At 56.8% G+C, this 13,124-nt stretch carries 7 protein-coding genes and 1 tRNA gene; 6 read left to right on the forward strand and 2 right to left on the reverse strand.

Annotation, left to right across the window (positions count from 1 at the left end; translation table 11 throughout):
- The 3 genes from HEQ34_RS06405 to HEQ34_RS06415 all read left to right on the forward strand — a co-directional run.
- The coding region (locus tag HEQ34_RS06405; protein WP_296198881.1) for an Ig-like domain-containing protein at window positions 1-7,774 on the forward strand (7,774 nt) is incomplete at its 5' end.
- A 170-nt stretch (window positions 7,775-7,944) separates the two neighbouring features.
- Window positions 7,945-9,015, forward strand: coding sequence for a TIGR03032 family protein (locus tag HEQ34_RS06410; protein ID WP_296198884.1), 1,071 nt, complete (start codon window positions 7,945-7,947; stop codon window positions 9,013-9,015).
- Window positions 9,016-9,051: 36 nt separating this feature from the next.
- Window positions 9,052-9,234 (forward strand): hypothetical protein, encoded by a 183-nt coding sequence (locus tag HEQ34_RS06415; RefSeq protein WP_296198886.1) that lies wholly within the window; start codon window positions 9,052-9,054, stop codon window positions 9,232-9,234.
- A 5-nt stretch (window positions 9,235-9,239) separates the two neighbouring features.
- On the opposite strand, the gene HEQ34_RS06420 is transcribed toward HEQ34_RS06415, so the two are convergent.
- Window positions 9,240-9,316: transfer RNA gene (locus tag HEQ34_RS06420), tRNA-Pro, on the reverse strand.
- A 179-nt stretch (window positions 9,317-9,495) separates the two neighbouring features.
- Here HEQ34_RS06420 and yajC point away from each other — a divergent pair.
- The 3 genes from yajC (at window position 9,496) to secF (ending at window position 12,489) form a co-directional block, all read left to right on the forward strand.
- Window positions 9,496-9,822 carry a preprotein translocase subunit YajC gene (yajC, locus tag HEQ34_RS06425; RefSeq protein ID WP_296198888.1) on the forward strand — a complete coding sequence of 109 codons (327 nt, stop codon included), beginning with the start codon at window positions 9,496-9,498 and terminating at the stop codon, window positions 9,820-9,822.
- 68 nt (window positions 9,823-9,890) lie between these two features.
- On the forward strand, window positions 9,891-11,489 hold the full coding sequence (gene secD / locus HEQ34_RS06430; RefSeq protein WP_296198890.1) for a protein translocase subunit SecD: 1,599 nt from the start codon (window positions 9,891-9,893) through the stop codon (window positions 11,487-11,489).
- Window positions 11,490-11,499: 10 nt separating this feature from the next.
- Complete coding sequence (gene secF, locus HEQ34_RS06435) at window positions 11,500-12,489, forward strand: protein translocase subunit SecF (RefSeq protein WP_296198892.1); 990 nt, start codon at window positions 11,500-11,502, stop codon at window positions 12,487-12,489.
- A 3-nt stretch (window positions 12,490-12,492) separates the two neighbouring features.
- Here secF and HEQ34_RS06440 read toward each other — a convergent pair whose 3' ends face one another.
- Entirely contained in the window at window positions 12,493-13,056 is a 564-nt protein-coding gene (locus HEQ34_RS06440; protein WP_296198893.1) for a helix-turn-helix transcriptional regulator, read from the reverse strand.
- Between the last annotated feature and the right edge of the window lie 68 nt (window positions 13,057-13,124).

Genomic DNA, 13,124 nt, shown 5'->3' on the forward strand with positions numbered 1-13,124 from the left:
TGCTGCGCCTACTGGCCTTGACTTAGCCGCGGCCGATGACACGGGGTCGAGCAATAGCGATAATGTAACGAGCCAGAGCTCAGGCTTGACGATCAGTGGCCAAGCCGAAGCCAATGCCCTCATCGAGTTGTTCGACGGCACGACCTCGCTTGGCACCACAACCGCCAGTGGAACCGGCGCATTCAGTCTTGATGTGACGCTAGCTGCTGGCGCGCGTTCAATCACTGCCAAGGCGACTGATGCTTCGGGCAATGTGAGTGCGGCATCTGCCGCACTGTCCGTAACGGTCAACGCTGCGGTTAATGTGACGGGTCAGATTGTGGCTGGACCCGTCCAATCCGGCAACGGCCTGTCAGTCAATATCTATCTAGCAAATGGGACACTTCTCGTTTCGGGTATCAAGGTAAACGCGGATGGCAGCTTTACCGCAGCCGACTTGCCTATCGGGGCAGGAGATGTGATTTTTGCACGCGTCGTAGATAGCACGACCGCAGCAGATTATCTCGACGAAGCAACTGGGGTTGCGACAGATCTCAATGCCGTTCTGCTCGCCGCAAAGGTGGCGGAGGGCACATCGGTTACGATGAACATCAACCCACTAACGACCATCGCGGCGATCAAGGCTGGTTTGGCGGCAGATGGTAGTGGAACGATTGCGAATGCAGCGGCGGCAACAAATGCCAACACCGCGACTGCACAAGCCTTTGGTCTTTCGGGGATTGATATCACGACAGTATCAGTCGTCGCGACAAACTCAGGTGGCTATAACCCTGAGGATACTTTGACACCTGGCGAAAAGGTCGGCGCGGTCCTGGCTGCCTTGTCCGGCATTGACAGCCTAAACGCCGGGAACAGTCAGACGACGATCACGTCCCTTAGTCAATCAATCAATGCTGATGGCAGCAACGGCCAGCTTGATAACCCAGGTCAAGTGTTGCTGATGCGCGGGGCCATTGCGGCCGAAGACAAGGTTGAAGGTTCGCTGCAAAACTTGATCTCTGATAGCTTGGCGGCGTCTTCACCTGTGACGCAGGTGACAATTAACGCAATTGCCACAGATAATATCATCGCCGGACATAATGAGGTGGCTAACCTCACTCTTTCGGGTACGATTGCTTCGGGCGTTACGGGCGTTTCGGTTCTAATGGGGGCCCACACGGCAACTGCGACGGTGAATGGTACTTCATGGAGCTACAAGCTTTCCGCTGCCGATATTTCCGCGCTTGGTGCAGATGGTGTGAAGGTCATTCAGGCACAGGCCACGTTGCCAAATGCGGCATCGGCCACCGCCTCGCGTCTGGTCACGCTTAAAATTGCACCACCTGCTGCGCCAACTGGTCTTGACTTGGCAGCTGCCGATGACAGCGGTTCGAGCAATAGCGATAATATAACGAGCCAGAGCTCAGGTTTGACGATCACTGGCCAAGCCGAAGCCAATGCACGCGTTGAGTTGTTCGACGGCACGACCTCTCTTGGTACGACAACTGCCAGTGCAACCGGTGCATTCAGTCTGGATGTGACGCTTGCCGCTGGTGCGCGCTCGATCACGGCAAAAGCAACCGACGCTGCGGGCAATGTGAGTGCAGCGTCTGCTGCACTGGCCATAACGGTCGACGCGACAGCGCCTGCTGCGCCAACTGGTCTTGACTTGGCTGCGACCGATGACAGCGGTTCGAACAACGCTGACAATGTTACCAGCCAGAGCTCAGGCTTGACGATCACTGGCCAGGCAGCGGCCAATGCCCGCATCGAGTTGTTCGACGGCGCGACCTCGCTTGGTGCGACAACCGCCAGTGGAACCGGCGCATTTAGTCTGGATGTGACGCTTGCCGCTGGCGCGCGCTCGATTACTGCCAAGGCAATAGATGCTGCGGGCAATGTGAGTGCGGCATCGCCGGCGTTGGTTATTTCTGTATTGATCCCCGCCGTTGAACTCTCGGCGATTGCAAACGGCACTGGTGGCTTTGTGATCAACGGGGCATTGGCAGGTGACAATTCGGGCCGCTCAGTCAGCTCTGCGGGCGATGTGAACAATGATGGCTATGACGATCTGATCGTCGGGGCAAATTTAGCCGACCCGAACGGGGACCGTTCCGGCGCGAGCTATGTGGTGTTTGGCAAGGCTGATAATACAGCGCCGGTTAACCTCTTAGCGATTGCAAACGGCACTGGCGGCTTTGTGATCAACGGGGCATCGGCAGGTGACAATTCGGGCCGCTCAGTCAGCTCTGCGGGTGATGTGAACGGCGATGGTTTTGCCGATCTGATCGTCGGGGCAGCAGGCGCCGACCCGAACGGGAGCTATTCCGGCGCGAGTTATGTGGTGTTTGGCAAGGCTGGAGGGACACCGGTTAACCTCTCGGCGATCGGCACTGGCGGCTTTGTGATCAACGGCGCATTGGCAGGTGACCGTTCGGGCTTCTCCGTCAGCTCTGCGGGCGATGTGAACGGCGATGGCTACGACGATCTGATCGTGGGGGCAGATGGCGCCGACCCGAACGGGAGCTATTCCGGCGCGAGCTATGTGGTGTTTGGCAAGACTAATAGTGCGTCAGTAAACCTCTCGGATATTGCAAGCGGCATTGGCGGCTTTGTGATCAACGGGGCATCGCCACGTGACCGTTCGGGCTTCCAAGTCAGCTCTGCGGGCGATGTGAACAACGATGGCTTTGACGATCTGATCGTGGGGGCATTTAACGCCGACCCGAACGGGATCGAGTCTGGCGCGAGCTATGTGGTGTTTGGCAAGGCTAATAATACAGCGCCGGTTAACCTCTCGGCGATTGCGAGCGGCACTGGCGGCTTTGTAATCAACGGCGCATCGGCAGGTGACCTTTCGGGCATCTCAGTCAGCTCTGCGGGTGATGTGAACAATGATGGCTTTGCCGATCTGATCGTGGGGGCATCTGACGCCGACCCGAACGGGATCAGCTCCGGCGCGAGCTATGTGGTGTTTGGCAAGGCCAATGGGACACCAGTTAACCTCTCGGCGATTGCAAGCGGCACTGGCGGCTTTGTAATCAACGGCGCATCTGCAGGTGACCGTTCGGGCTTTTTAGTCAGCTCTGCGGGTGATGTGAACGGCGATGGCTTTGACGATTTGATCGTTGGGGCATATTTAGCCGACCCGAATGGGACCAGCTCCGGCGCGAGCTATGTGGTGTTTGGCAAGACTAATGGGACACAGGTTAACCTCTCGGATATTGCAAGCGGCAGTGGCGGCTTTGTGATCAACGGCGCATCGGCAGATGACCGTTCGGGTCGCACAGTCAGCGGTGCGGGCGATGTCAATGGCGATGGCTACGACGATCTGATCGTGGGGGCATTGAACGCCGACCCGAACGGAAGAACTGACGCCGGCGCAAGCTATGTGGTGTTTGGCGGTAACTTCACAGGGGTCGGCACGCCACCTGCTGCGCCGACTGGTCTTGACTTGGCAGCTGCCGATGACAGCGGTTCGAGCAATAGCGATAATATAACGAGCCAGAGCTCAGGTTTGACGATCACTGGCCAAGCCGAAGCCAATGCACGCGTTGAGTTGTTCGACGGCACGACCTCTCTTGGTACGACAACTGCCAGTGCAACCGGTGCATTCAGTCTGGATGTGACGCTTGCCGCTGGTGCGCGCTCGATCACGGCAAAAGCAACCGACGCTGCGGGCAATGTGAGTGCAGCGTCTGCTGCACTGGCCATAACGGTCGACGCGACAGCGCCTGCTGCGCCAACTGGTCTTGACTTGGCTGCGACCGATGACAGCGGTTCGAACAACGCTGACAATGTTACCAGCCAGAGCTCAGGCTTGACGATCACTGGCCAGGCAGCGGCCAATGCCCGCATCGAGTTGTTCGACGGCGCGACCTCGCTTGGTGCGACAACCGCCAGTGGAACCGGCGCATTTAGTCTGGATGTGACGCTTGCCGCTGGCGCGCGCTCGATTACTGCCAAGGCAATAGATGCTGCGGGCAATGTGAGTGCGGCATCGCCGGCGTTGGTTATTTCTGTATTGATCCCCGCCGTTGAACTCTCGGCGATTGCAAACGGCACTGGTGGCTTTGTGATCAACGGGGCATTGGCAGGTGACAATTCGGGCCGCTCAGTCAGCTCTGCGGGCGATGTGAACAATGATGGCTATGACGATCTGATCGTCGGGGCAAATTTAGCCGACCCGAACGGGGACCGTTCCGGCGCGAGCTATGTGGTGTTTGGCAAGGCTGATAATACAGCGCCGGTTAACCTCTTAGCGATTGCAAACGGCACTGGCGGCTTTGTGATCAACGGGGCATCGGCAGGTGACAATTCGGGCCGCTCAGTCAGCTCTGCGGGTGATGTGAACGGCGATGGTTTTGCCGATCTGATCGTCGGGGCAGCAGGCGCCGACCCGAACGGGAGCTATTCCGGCGCGAGTTATGTGGTGTTTGGCAAGGCTGGAGGGACACCGGTTAACCTCTCGGCGATCGGCACTGGCGGCTTTGTGATCAACGGCGCATTGGCAGGTGACCGTTCGGGCTTCTCCGTCAGCTCTGCGGGCGATGTGAACGGCGATGGCTACGACGATCTGATCGTGGGGGCAGATGGCGCCGACCCGAACGGGAGCTATTCCGGCGCGAGCTATGTGGTGTTTGGCAAGACTAATAGTGCGTCAGTAAACCTCTCGGATATTGCAAGCGGCATTGGCGGCTTTGTGATCAACGGGGCATCGCCACGTGACCGTTCGGGCTTCCAAGTCAGCTCTGCGGGCGATGTGAACAACGATGGCTTTGACGATCTGATCGTGGGGGCATTTAACGCCGACCCGAACGGGATCGAGTCTGGCGCGAGCTATGTGGTGTTTGGCAAGGCTAATAATACAGCGCCGGTTAACCTCTCGGCGATTGCGAGCGGCACTGGCGGCTTTGTAATCAACGGCGCATCGGCAGGTGACCTTTCGGGCATCTCAGTCAGCTCTGCGGGTGATGTGAACAATGATGGCTTTGCCGATCTGATCGTGGGGGCATCTGACGCCGACCCGAACGGGATCAGCTCCGGCGCGAGCTATGTGGTGTTTGGCAAGGCCAATGGGACACCAGTTAACCTCTCGGCGATTGCAAGCGGCACTGGCGGCTTTGTAATCAACGGCGCATCTGCAGGTGACCGTTCGGGCTTTTTAGTCAGCTCTGCGGGTGATGTGAACGGCGATGGCTTTGACGATTTGATCGTTGGGGCATATTTAGCCGACCCGAATGGGACCAGCTCCGGCGCGAGCTATGTGGTGTTTGGCAAGACTAATGGGACACAGGTTAACCTCTCGGATATTGCAAGCGGCAGTGGCGGCTTTGTGATCAACGGCGCATCGGCAGATGACCGTTCGGGTCGCACAGTCAGCGGTGCGGGCGATGTCAATGGCGATGGCTACGACGATCTGATCGTGGGGGCATTGAACGCCGACCCGAACGGGAACAGCAATTCCGGCGCAAGCTATGTGGTGTTTGGCGGTAATTTCACAGGTTCTGTCACGCAGGTTGGCACGCCACCTGCTGCGCCAACTGGTCTTGACTTGGCAGCTGCCGATGACACGGGGTCGAGCAATAGCGATAACATAACGAGCCAGAGCTCAGGCTTGACGATCACTGGCCAGGCAGCGGCCAATGCCCGCATCGAGTTGTTCGACGGCGCGACCTCGCTTGGTGCGACAACCGCCAGTGGAACCGGCGCATTTAGTCTGGATGTGACGCTTGCCGCTGGCGCGCGCTCGATTACTGCCAAGGCAATAGATGCTGCGGGCAATGTGAGTGCGGCATCGCCGGCGTTGGTTATTTCTGTATTGATCCCCGCCGTTGAACTCTCGGCGATTGCAAACGGCACTGGTGGCTTTGTGATCAACGGGGCATTGGCAGGTGACAATTCGGGCCGCTCAGTCAGCTCTGCGGGCGATGTGAACAATGATGGCTATGACGATCTGATCGTCGGGGCAAATTTAGCCGACCCGAACGGGGACCGTTCCGGCGCGAGCTATGTGGTGTTTGGCAAGGCTGATAATACAGCGCCGGTTAACCTCTTAGCGATTGCAAACGGCACTGGCGGCTTTGTGATCAACGGGGCATCGGCAGGTGACAATTCGGGCCGCTCAGTCAGCTCTGCGGGTGATGTGAACGGCGATGGTTTTGCCGATCTGATCGTCGGGGCAGCAGGCGCCGACCCGAACGGGAGCTATTCCGGCGCGAGTTATGTGGTGTTTGGCAAGGCTGGAGGGACACCGGTTAACCTCTCGGCGATCGGCACTGGCGGCTTTGTGATCAACGGCGCATTGGCAGGTGACCGTTCGGGCTTCTCCGTCAGCTCTGCGGGCGATGTGAACGGCGATGGCTACGACGATCTGATCGTGGGGGCAGATGGCGCCGACCCGAACGGGAGCTATTCCGGCGCGAGCTATGTGGTGTTTGGCAAGACTAATAGTGCGTCAGTAAACCTCTCGGATATTGCAAGCGGCATTGGCGGCTTTGTGATCAACGGGGCATCGCCACGTGACCGTTCGGGCTTCCAAGTCAGCTCTGCGGGCGATGTGAACAACGATGGCTTTGACGATCTGATCGTGGGGGCATTTAACGCCGACCCGAACGGGATCGAGTCTGGCGCGAGCTATGTGGTGTTTGGCAAGGCTAATAATACAGCGCCGGTTAACCTCTCGGCGATTGCGAGCGGCACTGGCGGCTTTGTAATCAACGGCGCATCGGCAGGTGACCTTTCGGGCATCTCAGTCAGCTCTGCGGGTGATGTGAACAATGATGGCTTTGCCGATCTGATCGTGGGGGCATCTGACGCCGACCCGAACGGGATCAGCTCCGGCGCGAGCTATGTGGTGTTTGGCAAGGCCAATGGGACACCAGTTAACCTCTCGGCGATTGCAAGCGGCACTGGCGGCTTTGTAATCAACGGCGCATCTGCAGGTGACCGTTCGGGCTTTTTAGTCAGCTCTGCGGGTGATGTGAACGGCGATGGCTTTGACGATTTGATCGTTGGGGCATATTTAGCCGACCCGAATGGGACCAGCTCCGGCGCGAGCTATGTGGTGTTTGGCAAGACTAATGGGACACAGGTTAACCTCTCGGATATTGCAAGCGGCAGTGGCGGCTTTGTGATCAACGGCGCATCGGCAGATGACCGTTCGGGTCGCACGGTCAGCGGTGCGGGCGATGTGAACAAAGATGGCTTTGACGATCTGATCGTGGGGGCATTGAACGCCGACCCGAACGGGAACAGCAATTCCGGTGCAAGCTATGTGGTGTTTGGCGGTAATTTTACAGGGGCCGTCACGCAGGTCGGCACTACTGGGAATGATACACTTTCGGGAACTGCTGGTAATGACGTGATCTTTGGCGGACTTGGGAATGATGTCATCACGACCAATGGCGGCAATGATCGGCTTGCCGGTGGCCCTGGCGCTGATACCTTCAAGATAAGCGATGGCCCTGGAACGGTCAGGATATTGGACTTTGGCAAAGGTGATACGCTTGATTTAAGCGCCTTTGGCCTTTCTAGCATCCCGACCTTTACCCAGAGCGGTAGCGGCGACACGCAAATTCAGCTTGATGCTGATAATTTTGTGATCGTCGAAGGCTATCGCCCTGCGGAACTTACTGCCTTTTTGACTGGCCCGAACTCTTCATCTATCCAGATCAATAGCGGCGGCACTCAAAGTGGGTTTGCTGCGGATAATTTTATGATGGCCGACGGCTATCTCCCTGCTAAACTTACTGACTTCTTGACTAGCACTCCATCTTCATTAATCGTGCTTTAGATCTGCCGAGCAGGTGCCGCACCGAAAGTTTCGGGCTGCACCTGCTGGGTGTGATGTTCCATCTGACGACTGCTTGTCTCTGGCCCTTTGCTAGGGGCTCGTGGCTCGTGGCTCGGCTATAGTGTTACCACTTTCTCTATCGCAAGTGCAGTGCGTAGAAAGGCGATTTTATGACTGACCAAAAACCTCCTACGCTTGAATTAAATGGCTCGCGGTTGTTTACGACCTGGCTCAAAAATACCGGCGTTAGTCTGGTCTTCACGACCTATCAGGCCGGCAAGGTCTTTTTTATCGGGATGCAGCCCGATGGCAGACTCTCGGTCTTCGAACGCACTTTTGAACGCCCGATGGGGCTTGGAACTGGTCCGGGCCGCTTTTGGATGAGTTCAATCTACCAGCTTTGGCGTTTCGAAAACTTCCTCGATCCCGGCCAGATGCACGATGCCTATGATGCATATTATGTGCCTGTCAGCGGGCATACGACGGGCGATATCGACATCCACGACATCCATGAGGATGCAGCGGGCGATCCTATATTCGTCGCGACCCGCTTCAACTGCCTTGCAACCTTGTCCCATCGGGGAAGTTTTCGCGAAATTTGGCGCCCGCCATTTATCGACCGGCTCGCGGCGGAGGATCGCTGTCACCTGAATGGAATGGCCGTGCAGGACGGCAAACCCGCTTATGTAACCTGCCTGTCGCGCACGAATGTCTTCGAGGGTTGGCGCGACAAACGGCGCGACGGCGGCGTGGTCCTTGATGTGGCTAGCGGGGAAATTATCGCAGAAGGCCTGTCGATGCCGCATTCGCCGAGGCTCTACCGCGAGAAGCTGTGGATGCTACAGGCAGGAACCGGCGAATTTGGCACAATTGATGTAAACACCGGTTCCTTCGAACCCATATGCTTCCTACCTGGCTTTGCCCGTGGTCTTGTTTTCATGGGCGACTACGCTGTGATTGGCCTCTCTCGCCCACGCAATAACAAAACGTTCGAAGGCCTGCCTCTCAACGAGCGGCTGGATGCCGAAGGTATCAGCGCGCAATGCGCGATCTGCATCGTCAATCTGCTGAGCGGGGATATCGAGCACCGGCTCGAAATTGATGGTATTGTCGAGGAAATTTACGATGTCGCGCTTCTGCCGGGCGTTACGCGTCCTATGGCACTGGGCTTCCGCAGTGAAGAAATCCGCCTTAAGATCAAGCCCGAAGCCCTGCCGGAAGCAACCGACATATCGCACTAAGAGCTCCGAAGCGCTCAAAGCACGCCGGACGTCGAGATGTTGGAAACCGGTCAGACACCGGCGTCGCACGGGGTCGTTCGTTGGTGGCTGATCGACTTGGCACATTGGAAGCGCCATGCGTTCGGCCTGTCCATCACCCAGCAGGCATTGCGCCACCAGCGCACCACCAGCGGCATTTTGACCCTTTGTCTGGTCATCGGGAGGCTACTAAATTATTGATTTATTGGTCGGGACGACAGGATTCGAACCTGCGACCCCCACACCCCCAGTGTGATGCGCTACCAGGCTGCGCTACGTCCCGACCGCCAATGACCTCGCCGAGGTCAGTGGAAGAGCGCGTATATGGCGCTGGTTTTTGAAAAGCAAGTGTGCTGTCGACGCTTTGACGTTGCGTCAGCAGGGTGCAGGTGATAATCGCGCCCGATTAGTTCCGGGCTGCGCTGCACATTGGCGCTCGATTTCATTAGTGCGAGGTTTTTTATGGCGTTTGTTATCTTAGGTGCTGCCGCTGGTGGTGCTGGTGGTTCTGCATTTTTCGTGCAGTTGTTTCCGCTCCTGCTGATCTTTGTTGTATTCTACCTTTTCCTCATCCGTCCCCAGCAAAAGCGGGCGAAGGCGCATGAGGCCAAGATCGCTGGAGTTCAGAAGAATGACGACGTCGTGACCGCTGGCGGGCTGATGGGCAAAGTGACTAAGGTTGCCGACGATCATGTCGAAGTTGAAATCGCGCCAAATGTGCGGGTGAAGGCGGTCAAGTCAACCATCGCCAATGTGCAGTCGCGCAATGCCAAAGCCGCGAATGATTAACCCTTTGGGTTGAAAGGCTTTGCCGCCAGCCCCACATATTGCCTTCATAGCTCGTTCGGACACACCCTATGCTTGATTTTCCCCGTTGGCGCATATGGATGCTCAACATTGTGCTGATTGTCGGGATAGCCTTTGCTATTCCGAGCCTGTTGCCATCGCAAATGCGTGCGCAGCTTGCGCAATTTGTGCCCACACCAACTATCAATCTGGGTCTCGACCTTGCCGGCGGAAGTCATATCTTGCTTGAGGCGGACACGTCGCAACTATCAGAGGCCCGGCTCGAAGCGTTGGAGGACAGTGTCCGCACAGCTATGCGCCGTGCCAATCCGCAAATTGCGATCGCTGATGTCTCGCGCAGTGAAGGCCAATTAAGCTTTAACGTCACCGACATGTCCAAGGTAGATGCTGCCCGTGAAGTGATTTTGCCGCTGATTAGCAATACTACGGGCACGCGGGATTGGAATATCGGCGTAAACAACGGCAACCGAATCATTCTGTCACCAGCAAGCTCTGGCGACGAAACTGCGCTTGACCAAGCGATGGACACGGCCAAGGACGTCATTGACCGCCGGATTAACGCGCTTGGCACGTTGGAGCCGACGATCATTCGTCAGGGTGAGAACCGCATCGTCGTTCAGGTTCCCGGATTGGATGATCCAGAGGCGTTGAAGGCATTGATTGGTAAAACCGCAAAGCTCGAATTCAAACTGGTTGATGAACAGGCTGATCCCGACCAAACCGCGCAAGGCAAGGCCCGCGTCGGTAGCCAAGTTCTGCCCTATCCCGACAATCCCACTGGTCTGCCGTACATAGCGGTGCGCCGCTTGGGCGGCATATCCGGCGACAAGTTGGTCAAGGCTGACCCGACATTCGACCCACAGACCAATGAACCTGCTGTCACCATCCAATTTGATTCCGAGGGCGGTCAAAGATTTGCTCGCATGACTCAGCAAAATGTGAACAAATTGTTCGCGATTGTGCTCGATGGCCAAGTCATCTCCGCGCCGCAAATTCGTGAGCCGATTTTCGGCGGCGTATCGCAGATTTCGGGTAGCTTCACGACCGAGAGCGCCAATGCGCTTTCGATCTCGCTCCGCTCTGGTGCGTTGCCGGTTGACCTGACGATTGTTGAGGAACGTTCGGTTGGGCCAGACCTTGGCGCTGATTCCATCCGGCGTGGGGTTTTGGCTGCGGTTATCGGTACAACCGCCATTCTTGTGCTCATGTTCCTCGTTTACGGCCGCTTTGGCATGTATGCCAATATTGCGTTGGTTATCAATATTTTGATGATCTTGGGCGTTATGGGCGTTGCGAACGCCACGCTGACTTTGCCGGGGATTGCGGGCTTTGTCCTGACGATTGGTGCGGCGGTTGACGCGAACGTGCTGATCAACGAACGTATTCGCGAAGAACTGAAACGTGGCCGCCGTGTGGTGCAGGCCATTGAGTTCGGGTACAAAGAAGCGAGCCGCGCGATTTTCGATGCGAACAGCACAAACGTCATCGCGGCGGTTTTGCTCTTCATTTTCGGGTCGGGACCCATTCGTGGATTTGCAGTGGTTTTGATGATCGGGATTGTGACCTCGGTTTTCACCGCCGTGACCATCACCCGCATGTGGGTGTCGCTCTGGGTGAAGCGCACGCGCCCCACTGAATTGACGATTTGAGGATATTGATATGAAACTGCTCAAACTCGTTCGCGATGACACAAATATCGACTTTCTCAGATGGCGTGTCTGGGCTTTTGCGATCAGCTTACTTCTGATGGCGGCATCGGTAGGGTTGGTCGCGACCAAGGGCCTGAACTTTGGCGTCGATTTCATCGGCGGCCAGATGATCCGCGCAACCTTTACGCAAAGCGCCACGGCACCCGTGACCGAATTGCGCGAAACGGTGGGCAGTCTTGGTTATGGCGACCCGACAATTCAGCGTTTCGGCGCTGAAAACCAAGTGTCGATCCGCATGAAATTGCCCGAAGGCGCGGACAAGAACCCGGAACTGGCCAATGCCATGGCCGAGAAAATCACCAGCAGTTTGAAGGCCGGTCATCCCGATGTGCGGATTGACGGGGTCGACTCCGTGTCCGGCAAGGTTTCGGAGGAGTTGTTCGGCAAGGGTGTATTGGCACTTCTGGCCGCAATGGCGGGGGTTTCGATCTATATCTGGTTCCGTTTTGAATGGCAGTTTGGTGTCGGCGCGATCTGGTCACTGGTCCACGATGTAACGCTTACCTTTGGGTTATTTGCGTTGACGGGGTGGGAGTTTGACCTGAACATCATTGCCGCGTTGCTCACCATCATCGGCTATTCCTTGAACGATACCGTCGTAATTTATGACCGCATCCGCGAAAACCTGATGAAGTTCCGAAAAATGGAAATGGCCTCGCTGTTGAACCTGTCCGTCAATGAAACCTTGTCGCGGACGGTGATGACCAGCGTATCGATTTCGCTGCCGCTGATCGTGCTGGTGCTGTTTGGACCGGACGTTATCTTTGGTTTCAGCATGGCCATGGCATTTGGTATTGTCGTGGGGACCTATTCGTCCATCTATCAGGCATCACCAATTTTGATCTGGCTTAAGGTTGGTTCGCATAGCTTCGTCCCGACTGACGAAGTGACGGGTTCTAAGGCCGAACGGATAGGCGCAGACTTCGGCGCGCAGCCTTAACGGCTATAGCTTACGGACGAGCCGGACGGCTTTGGCAATCCAGGCTGGGTCAGTCACGACTTGTTGACGTGCGCCGGCCTCAAGCGGCAGAAGGTGGAGCTTGCTTGCATCGCGACCAAGCAAGCGGCCAAAGATGAACCGTCCGCCCGGTCGCGGCACAAGGACATCCAAATTCAGCGCAGAGGAAAAATCGTTCGGTTGTAGCTGCTCAAGCCATAATTCATCGCCGCGTCGATATTCGCCCATTGCCGCCGCAATCCGAAGCCCGACCATGCTGCCGCCGACATTGGGAACCATGATGCGCTCCTCCTGAGTTGGGGCATAAGTTCCATCCTCATGCAGCACCGCCGCGACTGGCAGAAATTGTTGGTCAGGCAGGGCAACGAGATCGCTGGAATCCACGCCCAAAGCATCCGCAATGCGGTTAATCCAGATGAGCGACAGCACGCGCATGCCGGTTTCGAGGCGGCCTATGGTTTGTGCCGTTGTTGGTGGATTGCAGCGTTCGGCTACATCGGAAAGTGTCAGGCCCTTGGCCCTTCGAACATCGCGAATTCGACTTTGCATGGAACACTCCGTTACCAAATAGGTTTTTTCTTTCCTACAATATTTACCACATGGCAAGGGTGATTCGA

Source organism: Sphingorhabdus sp., assembly GCF_023910635.1.
Classification (GTDB): Bacteria; Pseudomonadota; Alphaproteobacteria; order Sphingomonadales; family Sphingomonadaceae; genus Sphingorhabdus_B.